The organism is Marinobacter salinus, from assembly GCF_001854125.1.
GTDB lineage: Bacteria > Pseudomonadota > Gammaproteobacteria > Pseudomonadales > Oleiphilaceae > Marinobacter > Marinobacter salinus.
In genome coordinates this window covers 1273050-1289869 of the sequence record NZ_CP017715.1, presented here as the reverse complement: position 1 = coordinate 1289869, position 16820 = coordinate 1273050, and the positions used below count along the sequence as shown (strand labels likewise).

The window sequence follows — 16820 nt, the reverse complement described above, 5'->3', positions numbered from 1 at the left end:
TGGGAATGGGGGGAGGTAGCATGTTTGGTACTCCGCCAATCAACCTCCTCGATGGCGTTGCGGTAGTGGTCTCCAACACTTAGGCTTCGAGGGGTCGTGAGCAATTAAGTGGATGATCATGCAAAACCTGGACTATCAAGTCTTAACGCAGGCTGCTCAATGGCTGGAGGAGGGCAGGACGGTTTGGTTATGCACCGTCCTGTCAACATTCGGTTCCTCGCCCCGCGAACCAGGGTCACTCATGGTCGCCACGACAGATGGGGGCCACGTCGGGTCCCTGTCCGGGGGGTGTGTTGAGGAAGACTTTCTCGAACGCCTGACTGCCGGAGACTATGAGTTGCCGGCAGTTACAGTGCGCTATGGCGGCCCGGAAGAGGCACCGGCAAACCCCCGGATTCGACTGCCGTGCGGTGGCGTTCTCGAAGTGCTGGTTGAGCGAATGGCAGCCACTGAGGAGAACAGAGCCCACTGCGGGCAGTTGGTTGAGGCCATGGTGTCCAGCCAAAGAACGCTTGCTCGCATGGTAAGACTCACCGATGGTATGAAATGGCTTGAAATCGCTCAGTCCATAGGGCCACGAGTGGCAATAGACCAGTCTGAAGAAACTGTTTCCATTCGTGTAGGTGCGATATCCAAACTCATCCTTGCAGGCTACTCAACCGTCGCAGAGGCTTGCGCCAGTTTCGCGGTGAGTCTTGGCTATCAAGTGGTTATCTGCGATCCACGAGATGAGGTCACTGCCAACCTGCAGCTACCGGATGGGGTTCAGTTCGAGCCGGTTTTACCCTCACTTTATATAAGCGCTCAGGGCGCGTGCACGGATGCCACTGCCGTGGTCGCCACAACCCACGATCCGAAAATTGATGATCTTGCGATGATGGCGGCGGTAAAAACCCCCGCAAGCTACATCGGCGTCATGGGTTCGATGAAAACGTCGCAGGCCCGTGCGGAGCGACTGAGCCGCACTGGCGGACTCAGCCAGGAAGAGATTAACCGCATTCACATGCCTATCGGACTTCAACTGGGCAGCAAGACCCCTGCAGAAATTGCACTGGCGATCATGGCCGATATCGTTCGCGTGAGGCGTGGCCGCGAACTGGTTGATCTATGAATGTAAGGCCTCTTTGCCTCGGCGACCTCCCTAACCGCCTCCAAAAAAAGGTGCGCTACACGCATCAAATTGTCATGATGTGCAAATAATTTCATCATTTCATCAAACATACTCATGCCATGGACTCGGCATACGCTGAGGTACAATTATGCCGATTTCAATCCGCAGCAGGTTGCTGTTGCTCGCTTTGCTGCCTGTTTTGTCTTTGGGGGTCATCCTGTATTTCACCTTTGGATACCAGACCCGCGACCTTGTTGATAAGCAGATGGAATCGGTTGGCGCAGACGTCACTGACTTGAAGCGCAGCGAGCTGAAACAGCTGATGGAAATGACATACAGTTCCATTGCCCACATTTATGAGAACGGTGGCGACCTGGAAGAGGCCCTGCCAATCCTGAAAAACCTGAAATACGGTGAAAGCGGCTACATCTTTGGCTACACAGAGACCGGCGACCGCGTTGTACTTGGCCAATCCGACAAAGGATTCGGCGAGAACTTCTGGGACTTACAGGACCAAAAGGGAAATTACCTGGTCCGGGGAATCGTAAAAAGCGCGGTAAACGGCGACGGGTACTACACCTATTGGTTTCCCAAGCCTGGTGAATCCGAGGCTTCGCCTAAGTCCTCATACAGCATTCACCTTGATAAGTGGGATGTAGTGCTTGGGACGGGGTTTTATTTTGATGACGTTAACGCTGTCCTTGGCGTACTGGCAGAAGCCGGCGAATCCGAGCTCGAAAGCTCACAAATCATTTTTATGTCCATAGCCATCATTGCAGTGATCGGCTCCGTACTGGTGGGCATTTTGATTAGCCGGACAATCAGCTCACCGATTGCGACAATCTCCAAATCCGTTGCGGACCTCTCTGAAGGTGATGCTGATCTGACCGCTCGGATTAAAGTTAACGATAAATTCGAGCTTGGTCAGCTTGCCGATAATTTCAATCGATTCCTTGAACTGCTTGGGGGCCTGATCACGGACGTTAAGTCCAACGCAGAGCGGACCCATGAGAATTCGGAAAGCATTGTTGGCCATGCAGGTAAAATGGCCGATCTGGTGAATGAACAGGATGCAGAAACAGACCAGGTGGCTACGGCCGTCACCGAAATGACCTCCGCTGCTAACGAAATTTCCTCAAATGCCTCTACTGCCGCATCCGCAGCTACAGATGCAGAAAAAGAAACCGCCACTGCGAAACAGACGGTTTCTGACGCTGCCGCTGAAATGAACGCGCTGGCTAATGACATTGCCGCTGCGGCTTATGAGGTTGAAGAGTTGGGCCAGGGGGTCGGAAGCATCAACAAGGTTGTAGAAGTGATCAACAGTGTTGCAGAACAGACAAATCTGTTAGCTCTGAACGCTGCGATCGAAGCCGCCCGAGCAGGGGAGCATGGTCGCGGGTTTGCAGTAGTTGCCGATGAAGTCAGAGGCCTCGCTCAGAAAACCCAGAGAAGTACGGACGAAATCGCCGAGATGATCGCTACGCTTGATAAAAAGGCGAAGTCTGCGGTTGATTCGATCCGGCAATCAAACGACCGCAGTAGCAAGGCATTAACGAAAAACACCGAAGTAGTCGATGCCATCAACCGTATCGTCAGTTCGATTGGTGAAATAACCCAAATGAACGAGCAGATTGCTTCCGCTTCGGAAGAACAGACCAGTGTTTGTGAGGACATCACAGAACGGCTGGTAACCATTGCAGACAAATCGAAAGAAACCAGCGAGAAGGGCAGAGAAACGGCTGTCTCGGCAGATACTCTGCTCGACAATTCAAAATCGCTGTCAGGATTGGTAAGCCGATTCCGAACCTCCTGAAACCGCCAGCTACCAAGCGCTGATAAAGGGTAAAATGATCTAACTTACGGCATAGTTTATAGAAGGAGCCCCTATGATACCGCGACGTCACCGGGAAACGCCTACAACGGTCGTGACCCTCGACGATCTCGCAACGTTGGCAGACTATTCACTCATGGACACGCTCAACTGCGATCCCGAGGGGAAAGCAAACGGAGCTGACCACTCGCCACGACAGGTATTCTCGGGCCACTATGTTCCGGTCAGTCCCACGCCACTCGAAAACCCCGAATACGTCGCGCATGGGAAAGATCTTTTTCACGAACTGGGTTTCGCCGACAGCATGGCGCAATCCAGTGACTTCGTCCGCATGTTCTCCGGAGACTTGTCGCGTGTTCCGGAGCCTCTGCGCAACGTCGGGTGGGCGTGTGGCTACGCACTTTCTATCTACGGCACCGAATTCTACCAGCAGTGCCCGTTCCAGACCGGCAATGGCTACGGCGACGGCCGCGCGATTTCGGTGTTCGAGGCAGTCATCAACGGGCAGCGCTGGGAAATGCAGTTGAAAGGGGCAGGGCGCACACCCTACTGCCGCGGCGCGGACGGCCGGGCCGTTCTGCGGTCCAGTGTTCGGGAGTTCCTGGCACAGGAGCACATGCACGCCCTCGGTGTGCCCACGTCAAGGTCTTTGAGTCTGTACGTGTCGAAAACCGAGAAAGTCAGGCGTCCATGGTATTCGGAGGGCTCACGCTCAATAGATCCAGATGTGCTCATATACGAGCCAGTTGCCATCTCGACGCGTGTTGCACCGTCGTTCATACGGGTAGGGCAGCTCGAGCTCTTTAGTCGTCGTGCCCGCAAGCAGGAACGCCCGCAGGCGATGGAGGAGCTTGAGAAGATCGTGTTGCACCTGATCGACCGTGAGTACGGTGACGTTATCGACCAGTCACTGGCCACTGCCGAAAAAGTCGTGTTGCTTGCGCGTGAGTTCCGCTGTCGACTGACGTCGCTTGTTGCGAACTGGATCCGCGTTGGCTACTGCCAGGGTAACTTCAACAGCGACAACTGTGCGGCGGGCGGCTTCACGCTCGACTATGGACCATTCGGATTCTGCGATGTGTTTGATCCGCAGTACCAACCATGGACGGGTGGCGGGCATCACTTCGCGTTCCTCAACCAACCAGCAGCGGCCGAACGCAACTTCCATTCGTTTTGTTCGGCGGTTCGGACTTTGTTGGCAGGGCATCCAGACTGTCTGCGGCAGCTGGAGGAGATTCAAAGTGATTTCCCAAAGGTGATGCAAGCGCAAATGGAGAAGATGTGGGCTGCAAAGCTTGGACTTGACGCTTTTGACGCGGCCTTGTTCCGCGAGCTGGCAACGCTGATGATGCAAACGCCTGTTGATTACACCATTTTCTTCCGGGAACTCTCGTCGTTGCCAGATGACATTGAGCCACTCAAGAAAAGCTTCTACAAAGGCCCGGCCTATGCTGCAGACCCCGAAGGCATAGACAAGCGCTGGTCAGCGTGGCTCACAAATTGGAATTCGCTCACTCGACCAGGCACGCGTGAGGAGCTTTCCAGCCAGATGAAGCTTATCAATCCGAAGTTCAGTTTGAGGGAGTGGTTTGTTGTGCCTGCTTATCAGCAAGCGGCAGCGGGTAATTACGCTTTACTGCGAGAACTGCAAGACGTGATGACGCAGCCATACGCCGAGCAATCGGAGGACGTAGAGAAGAAATACTACAGGCCGAAGCCGATGGAGTTGTTTGAAGTTGGTGGATCGTCGCACTATAGCTGCTCGTCGTGACGGGCAGCCGATGTCACTGTCACCAACAGAACCGCCACAATGGACGACCACAGAAAGTACTAAATTCGCCGGCCAGATTAATGAATAGGAGGCAATGGTTTTTGTAGGCAAACGCGTGCTTGATTCTCAGTTGGTAGTTTTCGCACCAAAGCATGCACATGTAAATATCTTCGATGATCCGTTCACTGTACGTCAGGCTCTTCACCAACATGCATAAATTCACGGAAAGCGGAAACGGCCGTATTTTGCTCAACATTGGTGGCCCAGGCGAGACCCACATCCATTGTTGGTATCCGGTCGGCCAGGGAGGTGACTTCGACGCGGCGCCCGTCGAGCGACCATGGCCGATAGATCATGTCAGACAGGATCGTGACTCCCATGCCGCTGGCAACCATTGAGCGCACGGCTTCAACTGAACTCGTGCGGAAAGTTGTATGTGGGCGATAGTTCGTTCGATTCCAGTAGCGCTGCGCTGTGTTACTGGCTTCGTCGACTGTCAGCATGATGTAGGGCTGGGCAGCAACATCGGCCAGGGAGATCGATGGTAATTCGAGAAGGGGGTGGTTCGCCGACAGCCACAGTCTGCGACGTGATTGCAGCAGTGTTTCATAGGATATTCCTTCCTGATCGACGATATTAGATGTCAGCATCACTGCGAGATCAAACATTCCCGAAGCAAGCCCGTCTTCGATTGCAGCTCGCGAAGATTCGGTTAACTGCAGGTCCACACCGGGGAAGACGCGAAGGAACCGCTCGATATAAGTTGGGATATAGTAGCCAGCAACAGTGTAGGTCATTGCCAAACGAAGAGTGCCCTTTACGTCATGACGTAAGCGGCGCGGCGACCTGACTGCCTCTTCCATTACAGCCATTATTCGTCGGGAATGATCGAAAAAGATATTGCCCTCGTAGGTCAGTGCCACACCACCAGCATGTCGTGCGAGCAGAGGGGTTCCGACAATTTCCTCGAGTTGTTTTACAGCCGTCGTCACTGCAGATTGGGAGACATTAAGTTCCAGGGCTGCCCGTGAAATCTGCCCCAAATTCGCAACGGCAATGAAGTAACGGATCTGACGAATTGTAGGTATATTCATATTTTTTATAAGAACTATTGATTAAACAGAGTGAAAAATAATACCGGATTGCACTGAGGACGATTTCGACCTCGCCGGTGCAGTCGCTTTACCCTTTCAGTTTCCCCTTAATTCCACGCCCTTAAACACATCCTAGTGCCATTGTGGCGACTTTGGCATGTCGAAGTTTGCCTCGACCCAATAGTAATCGGGATATCAGTTTATCAGATAATAGGCTGCCGGAAATCGTATTATACAAATTTACGGTCGCATTTTATGCTTATTTTAACGCCGGTCCAAAGGGACTGGCGTTGGGCAGCACAGATCCCTTCACATCAGGAGAAACAATAATGAAAAGAACTCTCAGCGCGTCGACTGCGACCGTGGCGATGGTATTTGCACTATCCAGCAGCGCAATGGCCGAAGATTGGTATCCCTATCCCGTCGAAGTCTGGACTCCGGCGTTCAACATGGATAGCCCGCGCAGCAAGGCGGATTACGTGCCAGTCGAGAAAGCCGCCCAGAAATGGAATCTCTGCGTTTCTTTCCCGCATATGAAGGATGCCTATTGGCTTGGCGTAGACTACGGCATCACCGAAGAAGCCAAACGAGTAGGTGTGGCAGCCACTGTGACTGACGCAGGTGGCTACACCAACCTCAACACTCAGATTTCGCAGATTGAGGATTGCGTTTCAGCAGGTGCTGATGCCGTTATCATCGGTGCCATCGCCTATGATGGGCTTAACAACTTGGTCGCGGAGATCAGTGATAAAGGTATCCCGGTCATCGACGTCATCAACGGAATGTCGTCCGATAAGCTCTCAGCCAAGTCGCTAGTATCCTTTGGCGAAATGGGTGCCAAGGCCGGTGAATTCCTGGCCGACCTGCATCCTGCCGGTGGTGAGTCCGCAAAAGTAGCCTGGTTCCCGGGTCCCGCCGGTGCCGGCTGGGTCGAAGCAGGTAATGCCGGATTTCTGGGCGCAGTAGAGGATTCGGCGATCGAGATGGTAGAAACGAAATACGGCGACACCGGTAAGGAAGCCCAGGCGAGGCTCGTCGAGGATACCCTCCAGACCTACCCGGATCTTGACTACATTGTCGGCACTGCGGTCACAGCAGAAGCGGCCATTCCAATCCTGCGTTCACGCGGTCTGACGGATAAAGTTAAGGTCGTCTCCTATTATTATGCTCCGGGTGTTGATCGAGGTATTTCGCGTGGCCAGATCCTCGCTGCACCAACTGACTCTACCGTTATCCAGGGTCGTATCGCTGTCGACCAGGCCGTGCGTATTCTCGAAGGCAAGGATTATCTGAAACACGTTGGCCCTAAGCTATATGTGGTAACGCAGGAAAACTACGACAAGTTCGACCCGGCTTCAACCCTGGCACCGGACGGCTTCCGCCCAGTCTTCTCGGTTAAATAAGTCATGTTGAATTCAAACAACAAACAGCAGGGTTGTGAGGAGGCGGGGGCAACCCGGCCCCCTCTCCTCCAGACGCAGGCTATTACCAAGGACTATCCTGGCGTCCGGGCGCTTGATGGGGTGGATTTCGAGCTGCTTGCCGGTGAAGTTCACGTGCTGTTCGGTGAGAATGGTGCAGGAAAGTCAACCCTGATTTCCATACTGGCTGGTGCGAACCAGCCGAGCACAGGTCAAATCACCTATAAAGGAAAGCCGGTGACATTGACTTCGGTTCACGACGCTCGCTCCCTGGGAATTTCGGCGGTTTTCCAGGAATTTTCATTGATCCCTCAGATGACTGTGGAGGAGAACCTGTTTCTTGGTGCCGAGCCCAGGCGCGCCGGATTGCTCGACCGCGCTCGCGCCAGCCGCGAGGCAAAGGAGACACTTGATGAGCTTGGTTTCGCACTGAGACCCGACCAACTTGTCGATGATCTGACCCGTGCAGAGCAACAGATGGTCGAGATTGCCAAGGCATTTCGTTCCGAACTTCAGGTTTTGATTCTCGATGAACCTACGGCCTCACTCACCACGCATGAGACTGACCAGTTATTCGAATTGATTGGTGGCTTAAAGGAACGGGGTGTTGGTGTCATCTACATTACTCACCGGATGGCTGAAATTCGTCGTATTGGCGACCGGATCACTGTCCTTCGCGACGGCCGCTACATTGACACTGTCAATGCGGCGGAAGCGACGGAGGATGATCTCGTGCAGCTTATGACGGGTCGTGTAGTTGGTGCCATTTTTCCGGAGCTGAATCTGGATGCACCAGGCGATGTGGTTCTCGAGGCCAGGAATGTCACGACGCACGACGGCGCAGTGGTCGACGCATCCATGACCGTACGGGCTGGCGAAATTGTCGGGATGGCCGGCCTGGTTGGATCGGGAAAATCGGAACTGATGCAGGCCTGCTTCGGTGCAACGACGATCCGCAGCGGGAGCGTCACACTGAACGGACATGGTATCACTGGCCACACGCCAAAACGCAATATACGCGACGGTTTCCTCTATTTACCTGCAGATAGGCACCATGAGGGCCTGATGATGACACGATCGGTGCGCGAGAATGTTGCGCTCGCGTCACTCGATATCGAGCCATTCTCAAAAGGTATTTTTATCAATCGTGGTGGCGAAAAAAAGGCGGTCGAAGCACTCACAACACGGCTCAATCTGTCGCCGCCGCAAATTGAACGCACGGTCGAACACTTTTCCGGTGGTAACCAACAAAAGGTGATGCTCGCCCGTGCCCTGACCCGCAAGTATGACTTGATCGTTTTCGACGAACCAACAGTCGGCGTGGATGTTGGCACACGCGCTTCAATTTATGAGTTTATTGTTGAGCTCGCACGCAACGGCGTGGCCATCGTTCTTATCTCGTCCGACTTACCTGAAATACTTCATCTTACTACCCGCGCCTACGTTTTTTACCACGGACGGACTCAGGCCGAACTGCAGGCCGACCAACTCACAGAGGAGAAGGTGCTTGCCCATTTCTTCGAAAAGGAGGCCTGCTAATGGCTGAGCAATCTAATACTGCGCCGAGCGCGCCGGCTATTGGCGGCATTACGAACTTAACCAAGCGTGTGTTCGTCAAGCTCGGCATTCTGCCGTTTCTCCTGTTCATCGCGATGGTTGTGTTTACGCTGTTGTCGGAGAACTTCCTCACGTTGCAAAACCTGATGAACGTGCTTCGCCAATCGGTCTACCTCATGATTGTTGCACTTGGCCAGATGATGGCCCTGCTCACCGGGGGCTTTGACCTGTCGGTTGGCACGGCCCTGGCACTGAGCTCAGTGGTCGGGGCGTTGGTGATGGCCACCATCTTCTCGATGGCTCCCGACATGGTCTGGTTGGCCATCGCCGTTGGCTGTTTGGCCGGCATTCTGGCAGGCGTCATGATTGGTGTCGTCAACGGTGCGGGCGTCGCCTTCTTCAATGTGTCTCCTTTCATGGTGTCGCTCGGCATGGCATCGGTTGGTTTCGGTATTGCACTTTACCTGACCGGTGGTGTGCCTGTTTACGGCATGCCACGGGCCTTCAGTGACACCTTTGGCTATGGATCCCTGCTCGGTATTCCCGCACCGGTCTTCGTCGCTGTATTGCTGGCAGTCGCACTGTATGTGTTCCTCTACCGTACGCCGCAGGGCCGGTATTTCTATGCGGTCGGCGGCAATCTGAAAGCGGCATCACTGTCAGGTATCAACACCAAAGGCACGCTGTTCTTCACCTATGTGCTGAGTGCCTTCTTCGCAGCCGTCGCCGGTATGCTTTTGACGGCGCGGATTGATACCGGTGAGGCCAACATTGGTGCTTCGATGCCGTTGGAATCAATTGCCGCCTGCGTCATCGCTGGAGTCAGTCTGCGAGGTGGAGTAGGGCGCCTTGAGAGCGTCGTACTCGGTGCACTGTTCATCGGCCTGATTCAGAACGGGATGAACCTGGCGCAAATCGAATCCTACTTACAAACCGTAGTGCTTGGCACTCTGTTGATACTCGCGGTTATCGCGGACCAGATCAGGCTTCGCTACGTTGCCTCTCTCAAGAATTAAGGAGAACAAACGATGCGTGTAGATATGAATTGTGATATGGGCGAAAGCTTCGGCCTGTACAAGATGGGTGACGACGAAGGTATGATGCCGTACATCACCCAGGCAAACATAGCCTGCGGTTTCCATGGCTCCGACCCTAACCACATGCGTAACACCGTAGAGCTGGCGCGTAAGAATAATGTAAAAATTGGCGCACATTTCTCACTCCCCGATCTGGCCGGATTCGGCCGGCGCGAAATGAAGATTGGCCGTGAGGAAATGGCCAATATCATCCTCTACCAGATCGGTGCACTGAAGGGCTTTCTCGATGCCAGCGGTGTCGCCCTGTCCCACCTGAAACCACACGGCGCACTCTATGGCATGGCAGCGCGGATGGAGCACATTGCCGATGCGGTCGCCGATGCCGCCGAAGTCTATGGTGTGCCCGTGCTTGGACTGGCTGGCACCCAGCACGAAAAGGTTTACAAGGAAAGAGGAATCCCCTTCCTGGCAGAGTTTTATGCCGATCTGGAATATGATGATAACGGAAATCTGATCATTACGCGGTCGCACAGCGAGGTCGACCCCGGATATGCGGCATCGCGCGTTCTCGAGGCTATGCGCAACGGCAAAGTGGATAGCGTCAACGGCAAGTCACTGCCTGTGCGCGCCGGAACCGTTTGTGTCCACTCTGATACACCCAATGCCGTTGATATCGCGAAGGCGGTCAGTGAAGCAATTAATCAGCTTTAAACAGCCTGAGACAGCATCAAAACAACAACCAGGAGTCATTACCGATGTCTAAGCACGAAGTAAAATCACCCATCCCGGGAACGTTCTACCGTAAACCGGCACCGGACCAGGCCGCCTACCGCGAAGTTGGCGATACCGTCACCAAAGGCGAAACCATCGGTCTTGTCGAGGTCATGAAAACCTTCCATGAAGTGAAAGCGGATGCTGACGGAACGATTGCAGACTTTCCGGTCAGTGACGGTGAGCCCGTTATGGCAGGGCAGGTTATTGCCGAGCTGAACTGAGGTCATCATGAAAAAAACAGGTATTCAAAAGCTGCTGATCGCAAACCGGGGTGAAATAGCAGTCCGAATCATCCGCGCTGCACGTGATCTCGGGATCGCTACAGTGGTCGTTCACAGCGACGCTGACACCGAAAGCCGAGCCGTTCAAATGGCGGATGAAACGGTTAACATCGGGCCGCCAATGGCGGCAAAATCCTATCTCTCTATCGATGCGATCCTGACGGCGGCAAAGGAAACCGGTGCCGACGCCATTCACCCTGGCTATGGCTTTCTTGCCGAAAATGCGGGCTTTGCAGACGCTGTAGCTGCAGCAGGACTTGTCTTCGTAGGTCCGGATGGCAACACCATACGCTTGATGGGAGATAAGGCGGCCGCGCGAGCCGAAGCGGAGAAGGCAAATGTACCAACGGTGCCCGGCAGTGACGGCGTTATAAAGGACATGGATGCCGCCGCCGAAATAGCAGAGGAAATTGGTTTCCCGGTAATGATCAAGGCGGCGGCCGGAGGCGGCGGTCGCGGCATCCGTGTTGCTCATGACGCTGCCGAGTTCCGGGAGCTTGCTCCCCAGGCTTCCTCGGAGGCTGCTGCAACGTTCGGTGACGGAGGCATCTATATAGAGAAAGTTATTGAGCGTGCCCGGCACATCGAGGTCCAGATACTGGGCGATGGCGAAAATGTTGTACATTTCTTTGAGCGCGAGTGCTCTTTACAGCGCCGCCGCCAGAAGGTGTGGGAAGAAGCTCCGTCGGTCGCTTTGAATGATCGGGTTCGCGATGAACTGTATCGCTCGGCTGTTGCGCTGGCAAAGGCTGTCCACTATAAAGGCGCTGGCACCATTGAGTACCTCTACGACGACGAGACAGAAAGCTTCTATTTCATTGAGATGAACACCCGCATTCAGGTCGAACACCCTGTGACAGAAATGATCTGCGGTTTCGACTTGGTCGCCGAAATGATCTTGATCGCCGGCGGCACAAAGATGGGCGTTACACAGCAGACAATACGCAGAACCGGGCACTCCATTGAAGTGCGGTTAAACGCAGAGGATCCGGCCAATAATTTCATGCCGTTCCCCGGTATTGTCGGAAACTTGCTGACCCCGGACGGGCCGGGTGTACGTTTCGACCACATGCTCTATCCGGGCTACGCCGTTCCGCCTTTCTACGATTCACTGCTGGGCAAACTGATTGTCTGGGCCGAAGATCGCGACCGGGCATTGTTACGGCTAAAACGCGCGCTGGACGAGCTACAAATCGAGGGGCTGCCTACCACCGCGCCCCTGTTCCAGGCTTTGCTCGAGAGTGAAGAGCTGCAGCAAAGTGCTGTCCATACCCGTTGGTTGGAGCCGTGGCTGGAAAACAACCTTGATCTCATCAAACAAAAAGGGGCTCAAACTCATGAGTAGTCGATACACATTTGGCGGCGATGAGCACATTTTCGTAGAAGTCGACGAAGAAATGTCGCTTGAGGCATTCTTTGTCTCACTGTCCATGACCAACGCCGTGCGCAAGGCCAATATCAAGGGCGTCACCGAAATCTGCCCGGCCAATGCCTCGTTCCAGATCAAGTTTGATCCGGATGTAATTCACCCCGACGACATGATGAAGGAATTGAAGCGACTGGAAGCCGAGGCGGAGCAGGGCGACAATGTCCTGGAAACTCGCATTATCGAAGTTCCCGTCTATTATCAGGATCCCTGGACGCACGATACGCTGATGCGGTTTCGCGAACGCCACCAGGACCCCAGCGCGACCGACATCGAATACGCAGCATCGATCAATGGTTATGACAGCGTAGAGAAATTCATTGAGGCGCATTCCGGAGCACCCTGGTTCGTGTCAATGGTCGGTTTTGTATCCGGTCTGCCGTTTCTCTATCAGATGGTCGACCGGTCGCGTCAGATCCAGGTACCAAAATACCTTAGCCCGCGTACCGACACACCACGGCAGACAGTTGGCTATGGGGGCAGTTTCTCCTGCATCTATTCCGTTCGTGGCGCGGGCGGGTACCAGATGTTCGGTATCACCCCCATGCCGATCTATGACCCGGAGCAAAGAGTTCCCTACCTGAAAGACTTCATGGTTTTCTTCAAGCCGGGGGATATCGTCAGATTCAAACCAATCAATCGCGAAGAGTATGATGCCGTGATTGCCCAGGTGCAGGCCGGCGAATACATGCCCCGTATCAGAAACGTTCGCTTTTCGCTAAGCGAGTTCAATGCCGATATGGACGGTACCAACGCCAAGCTGATGGAGGCCCTTTATGACCGTTAATGTAATCTCAGCCGGTATTGCCACCACGATTCAGGACCTGGGACGGCCGGGCTATTATCATCTTGGTATTCCCATGGGTGGGGCCATGGACCGCCTGGCTCTCAAAACAGCCAACCTGCTTGTTGGCAACGATGAGGGAGCCGCCGGCCTCGAATCCGTATTCGTCGGGCCGGAACTTGAGTTCACCCAGGATGCAACCGTCGCCGTCTGCGGTGCAGAACTGCCACCAAAAGTGGATGGCGAGCCGCGCGATACCTGGACCGCCTTCACGGTGAAAGCCGGCCAGGTACTGTCTTTCGATTTTCTGAAATCCGGCGCGCGCATCTACATTGCCATTTCCGGTGGTATCACCACCCCCATGTACCTTGGCAGCCGCTCGACCTATGCAATCGGGGCGCTTGGTGGTGTTGATGGCCGCCCTGTCCAGCCCGGCGATTCCCTGCCTCTCGGCAAAAGCAGCAAAATGGTTAAAGGCGGATTATCAGTACCCAAAGCGCTACGCCGCGGCCCGTCCAATCCGGCCGAGTTACGTGTGCTGCCTGGACTTTACTGGCACCGACTCACTGAACAGGCCCAGAAAAATTTCTTTGAGGATACCTGGAAAGTCGCCAACGAAGCTGACCGCATGGGTTATCGCTTTCAAGGCGGGCGCAAACTTGAGTTCGTGGAACGCGAACAGCCGTTCAGTGCCGGCGCCGACCCGTCCAACATCACGGACGCCTGTTATCCGTATGGCTCAATACAGGTACCGAGCGGATCCGAGCCGATTGTACTGCATCGCGATGCAGTGTCGGGTGGGGGATATTTCATGTTAGGTACCGTGATTTCGGCTGACATGGACCTGATCGGCCAGTTACAGCCCAATACGCCCGTTCGGTTTGTGAAAGTGGATATGGCGGCAGCCCTTGCCGCGCGCAAGGAGCAGGCGACCATCATGGATGAGATTCGGGAAGTATTGAGCTAAAGATGACAGGACCATGTCTTAGAATGGCTTGACGATTTGTGACGAAGTCAGCGACTGCAGGGCGCTGACTTCGTCAGTCGTTCCCGAGATTTCTGCGCTATCAATGGACGACCACACAAAGTGCTAAATTCGTCGTCCGACTCCCAGTTCGGAATAGTCTCGCTGGAACCGCGAAATTGGAGGCGAGCAACGGGCCTTGTTAGCAGGGGACGCCATTAAACAAAAGCGAACTTTTGCTTTGCGCCTATACGACCCGGATTTTCGTCGCCTAAGCAGGAAAAAAAAGCCCAATATTGCGTGGCTGACGAGCCGGACTCACACTCCTTTGACACACTGAGCCGCTATTTAGGAATGTCCGCAGTAACAGCGTAGACCCGGCGGCAAGGCCGGACACTTACCAACATTTGCCGTCAACTCAAGAACATCGAGCTTTGCGAGCATATTGGTTCATTGCCCACAATACGCCTGCAACCAGCATGGTAATCGCAATAGCCTCCATTGGACGTGGTAAGCGACTGCTGTAGACAAAACCGTACAGCAGTGCGAACACCGGTTCGAACACGAAGACTTGCCCCGTCAATGAAATAGGTAAACGCCTCGATGCGCCATTCCAGAACATGTTGGCAATTAGCGAACCACCCACTCCGATTCCAAAACTGACAACCCAAAACAAAAGCCAGTCTTTTCCATCCGGTACTGCGTTTGCTGAGATAGAGGGCGATCTGGCTATCCATAATATTGCTGCAAGTCCAAGCGCCCATAAACCTGCACTCACACCTATCATCGAGGACCACAATCTACTCGACATCTCAGCTCGGCGTTTCAACGCCCTCGCATTCAAAACTGTAAACAGGCTCCAGCTAGCGAGTGCGCCAAATGCCATCAGCAGGCCCCTCACGGACTGGCCAATAGACTGAGACTGCTCACCCGCCATTTGGAAAGCATCAGCGTTGATAAAGAAAATCCCGAGAACAATGCATGACAGTGGCCCAGCAAGGACAGAGAGTGGCAGAGTGTCCTTATCGGACCGTCCAAGGAGCGTGACCACAACCGGGGCCATTCCCACTACCAATGATGCTGGGCCAATGCCCACATCTTGGATTGATCCGGCCAGCAAGGCGAAGAATAGGACATTTCCTAAAGCGCCGAGCATCATGAGAATACCGATATCTGAGAGCGACAGTCGTTGCCAGATCCTTAAAAACGATGGCGCGAGAAGGATCAGTGATATCCCGCCGTACATCAGAAACCGGCCAGTGGCGATCTCTAACGCCGAGAACGACTCCAACACCAGCGGGCTGAGGAAAACCAATCCCCAAAAAGCGCCTGCTACAGCGCCGAGCAACACCCCAGTACGAATCATAAAGTTTCCCTTTGGCACGCAAACGTAGATTTGAGCACTCTAGGGCAGTGATGCTTGCTCCAGTAGAGACATATTCGACTTGAGCCATGCCAATACGGCATTGCTGTTATTTGTCGTCGGGTTTACGCAAAATGGCCTGCAAAACTGCCCCTGAGTTAGGAACTTAGACCTATGAATAAACTGAAGCGGCTCCCACCTATCCATACGATTTCTGCTTTCGAGTCAGTGGCGCGGCTGGGGAGTTTTACTGCCGCCGCTGATGAACTTAATTTAGGCCAAAGCGCGATCAGCAAGCAGATTAAAACTCTGGAAGAGCAAACGAGGACGCCGCTTTTCATGCGACATGCACGTGGTGTAGAGCTAACTCATGCTGGAAAAGAATTGCTTAATTCTGTTCAGCCGGCGCTACACCAGCTGTCGTCTGGTATCGAGCAAGTTCGACAGCGCCATGATGCGAATACCGTCACCGTCATCGCGACCCATGCTGTAGCCCATTATTGGTTGTTCCCTCGCGTAATAGAGTTCAATCGGATCCACCCGGAGATTACTGTTAGCATCCGCTCGGATAACGCCATTGATGCGTCAAAGGTGACAGAATATGATTTCGGCATCCTGTACGGTGAAGGGCGCTGGACTTTCCTCGATAAGGTGTCGTTGTTTGCGGAGTCTGTGTATCCGGTATGCCATCCGGAGCTGAAGGTGGAAGATCCCAAGCAACCTGGGGATCTGGCGCACATGCCTCTGATAGAGCTGGATTCTGCCGAGTGGGATTGTATCGGTTGGTATGACTGGTTTCGTAGCTTTGGTGTGGAATACCAGTCGGCCGAGAATTCGCTGACCTTCAACCAGGTCACTCTTGCTTACGAGGCAGCTCGTCAAGGTCTTGGAATTGCCCTAGGCTGGCACTTTATGGTCAAAGAAGATCTTCGATCTAACACTCTGAAGCGTGTGGGATCATTTGTTTTCGAATCTGGTAAAAGAGACTACCTTGTCCACAGTACTCTGTCTTCCTTGAAGCCATCGGCACATATATTCCGGGAATGGCTCCTTACCTCCTTATGAATTCGGAACTGACGGAATTAAACGAGACAGGTAGTCAATACGTGGCTGTTGCCGGACGTATCTACACGGCGGTCCGCCGCGCCGCAAAGCCAGGCGAAGATGTCGCAATCTGAATGTCCGCTTTGCGACCAAACCCAACTTCGCTCTTCAGTCACCGGGGCATCCCCAATAGCCATGCAATCTACGTTTGATGGGCCGGAATCGTAATATGAGTCGAACTGGAAGGGGCAGGGCGGCTATCGATGTCCGGCGCTATCAACAAGACTCATGACAAGTGGGCTGAAAATTTTAACCTGTTAGGTACGAATACCAGGGGGCATTCGAGGCGTTTGGACAAT

The 16820-nt window shown here is 53.9% G+C and carries 14 protein-coding genes; 12 read left to right on the top strand and 2 right to left on the bottom strand.

Translation table 11 applies throughout. The annotated features are described in order from the left end of the window. The first annotated feature begins 118 nt into the window (after positions 1 to 118). The 3 genes from BKP64_RS05860 (at position 119) to BKP64_RS05850 (ending at position 4716) form a co-directional block, all read left to right on the top strand. Complete coding sequence (locus tag BKP64_RS05860) at positions 119 to 1111, top strand: XdhC family protein (protein WP_070973576.1); 993 nt, start codon at positions 119 to 121, stop codon at positions 1109 to 1111. Between the two features lie 148 nt (positions 1112 to 1259). Next, positions 1260 to 2927, top strand: a complete 1668-nt coding sequence (locus BKP64_RS05855) for a methyl-accepting chemotaxis protein (RefSeq protein WP_070967220.1) — start codon at positions 1260 to 1262, stop codon at positions 2925 to 2927. Positions 2928 to 3000: 73 nt separating this feature from the next. After that, positions 3001 to 4716 carry a protein adenylyltransferase SelO gene (locus tag BKP64_RS05850; RefSeq protein WP_070967216.1) on the top strand — a complete coding sequence of 572 codons (1716 nt, stop codon included), beginning with the start codon at positions 3001 to 3003 and terminating at the stop codon, positions 4714 to 4716. A gap of 182 nt (positions 4717 to 4898) precedes the next feature. Here the strand turns inward: BKP64_RS05850 and BKP64_RS05845 are convergent, their stop codons facing one another. Then, on the bottom strand, positions 4899 to 5810 hold the full coding sequence (locus tag BKP64_RS05845; protein ID WP_070967214.1) for a LysR family transcriptional regulator: 912 nt from the start codon (positions 5808 to 5810) through the stop codon (positions 4899 to 4901). Positions 5811 to 6139: 329 nt separating this feature from the next. On the opposite strand from BKP64_RS05845, the gene torT reads away from it, so the two are divergent. From torT to BKP64_RS05805, 8 genes are read left to right on the top strand one after another with little or no spacing between them, the layout of a single operon-like run. Then, complete coding sequence (torT, locus tag BKP64_RS05840; protein ID WP_070967211.1) at positions 6140 to 7213, top strand: TMAO reductase system periplasmic protein TorT; 1074 nt, start codon at positions 6140 to 6142, stop codon at positions 7211 to 7213. A 3-nt stretch (positions 7214 to 7216) separates the two neighbouring features. Then, positions 7217 to 8770 carry a sugar ABC transporter ATP-binding protein gene (locus tag BKP64_RS05835; RefSeq protein ID WP_070967208.1) on the top strand — a complete coding sequence of 518 codons (1554 nt, stop codon included), beginning with the start codon at positions 7217 to 7219 and terminating at the stop codon, positions 8768 to 8770. Beyond that, complete coding sequence (locus BKP64_RS05830) at positions 8770 to 9804, top strand: ABC transporter permease (RefSeq protein WP_070967206.1); 1035 nt, start codon at positions 8770 to 8772, stop codon at positions 9802 to 9804. The genes BKP64_RS05835 and BKP64_RS05830 overlap by 1 nt, the downstream gene beginning before the upstream one ends. 12 nt (positions 9805 to 9816) lie before the next feature. Further along, a complete protein-coding gene (gene pxpA / locus BKP64_RS05825) occupies positions 9817 to 10536 on the top strand; it encodes a 5-oxoprolinase subunit PxpA (protein WP_070967203.1) in 720 nt (239 codons plus the stop codon). Between the two features lie 44 nt (positions 10537 to 10580). Next, on the top strand, positions 10581 to 10820 hold the full coding sequence (locus BKP64_RS05820; protein ID WP_070967200.1) for an acetyl-CoA carboxylase: 240 nt from the start codon (positions 10581 to 10583) through the stop codon (positions 10818 to 10820). A gap of 7 nt (positions 10821 to 10827) precedes the next feature. Further along, positions 10828 to 12225 (top strand): acetyl-CoA carboxylase biotin carboxylase subunit, encoded by a 1398-nt coding sequence (locus tag BKP64_RS05815; RefSeq protein WP_070967198.1) that lies wholly within the window; start codon positions 10828 to 10830, stop codon positions 12223 to 12225. Then, complete coding sequence (locus BKP64_RS05810) at positions 12218 to 13093, top strand: 5-oxoprolinase subunit B family protein (RefSeq protein WP_070967195.1); 876 nt, start codon at positions 12218 to 12220, stop codon at positions 13091 to 13093. Before BKP64_RS05815 ends, BKP64_RS05810 begins: the two co-directional genes overlap by 8 nt. Then, positions 13083 to 14057 carry a 5-oxoprolinase subunit C family protein gene (locus BKP64_RS05805; protein ID WP_070967192.1) on the top strand — a complete coding sequence of 325 codons (975 nt, stop codon included), beginning with the start codon at positions 13083 to 13085 and terminating at the stop codon, positions 14055 to 14057. The genes BKP64_RS05810 and BKP64_RS05805 overlap by 11 nt, the downstream gene beginning before the upstream one ends. A 415-nt stretch (positions 14058 to 14472) precedes the next feature. Here the strand turns inward: BKP64_RS05805 and BKP64_RS05800 are convergent, their stop codons facing one another. Next, positions 14473 to 15420: a DMT family transporter gene (locus BKP64_RS05800; RefSeq protein WP_083329163.1), complete on the bottom strand. Its 948-nt coding sequence runs from the start codon at positions 15418 to 15420 to the stop codon at positions 14473 to 14475. Positions 15421 to 15591: 171 nt separating this feature from the next. Between BKP64_RS05800 and BKP64_RS05795 the strand changes: the two genes are divergently transcribed. Next, positions 15592 to 16482 (top strand): LysR substrate-binding domain-containing protein, encoded by an 891-nt coding sequence (locus BKP64_RS05795; protein WP_070967189.1) that lies wholly within the window; start codon positions 15592 to 15594, stop codon positions 16480 to 16482. Positions 16483 to 16820: the final 338 nt, after the last annotated feature.

Bases quoted from the DNA above. Each gene is read 5' to 3' on its own strand.
- BKP64_RS05860 (WP_070973576.1), top strand. From the start codon at position 119: ATGCAAAACCTGGACTATCAAGTCTTAACGCAGGCTGCTCAATGGCTG.
- BKP64_RS05855 (WP_070967220.1), top strand. From the start codon at position 1,260: ATGCCGATTTCAATCCGCAGCAGGTTGCTGTTGCTCGCTTTGCTGCCT.
- BKP64_RS05850 (WP_070967216.1), top strand. From the start codon at position 3,001: ATGATACCGCGACGTCACCGGGAAACGCCTACAACGGTCGTGACCCTC.
- BKP64_RS05845 (WP_070967214.1), bottom strand. From the start codon at position 5,810: ATGAATATACCTACAATTCGTCAGATCCGTTACTTCATTGCCGTTGCG.
- torT (WP_070967211.1), top strand. From the start codon at position 6,140: ATGAAAAGAACTCTCAGCGCGTCGACTGCGACCGTGGCGATGGTATTT.
- BKP64_RS05835 (WP_070967208.1), top strand. From the start codon at position 7,217: ATGTTGAATTCAAACAACAAACAGCAGGGTTGTGAGGAGGCGGGGGCA.
- BKP64_RS05830 (WP_070967206.1), top strand. From the start codon at position 8,770: ATGGCTGAGCAATCTAATACTGCGCCGAGCGCGCCGGCTATTGGCGGC.
- pxpA (WP_070967203.1), top strand. From the start codon at position 9,817: ATGCGTGTAGATATGAATTGTGATATGGGCGAAAGCTTCGGCCTGTAC.
- BKP64_RS05820 (WP_070967200.1), top strand. From the start codon at position 10,581: ATGTCTAAGCACGAAGTAAAATCACCCATCCCGGGAACGTTCTACCGT.
- BKP64_RS05815 (WP_070967198.1), top strand. From the start codon at position 10,828: ATGAAAAAAACAGGTATTCAAAAGCTGCTGATCGCAAACCGGGGTGAA.
- BKP64_RS05810 (WP_070967195.1), top strand. From the start codon at position 12,218: ATGAGTAGTCGATACACATTTGGCGGCGATGAGCACATTTTCGTAGAA.
- BKP64_RS05805 (WP_070967192.1), top strand. From the start codon at position 13,083: ATGACCGTTAATGTAATCTCAGCCGGTATTGCCACCACGATTCAGGAC.
- BKP64_RS05800 (WP_083329163.1), bottom strand. From the start codon at position 15,420: ATGATTCGTACTGGGGTGTTGCTCGGCGCTGTAGCAGGCGCTTTTTGG.
- BKP64_RS05795 (WP_070967189.1), top strand. From the start codon at position 15,592: ATGAATAAACTGAAGCGGCTCCCACCTATCCATACGATTTCTGCTTTC.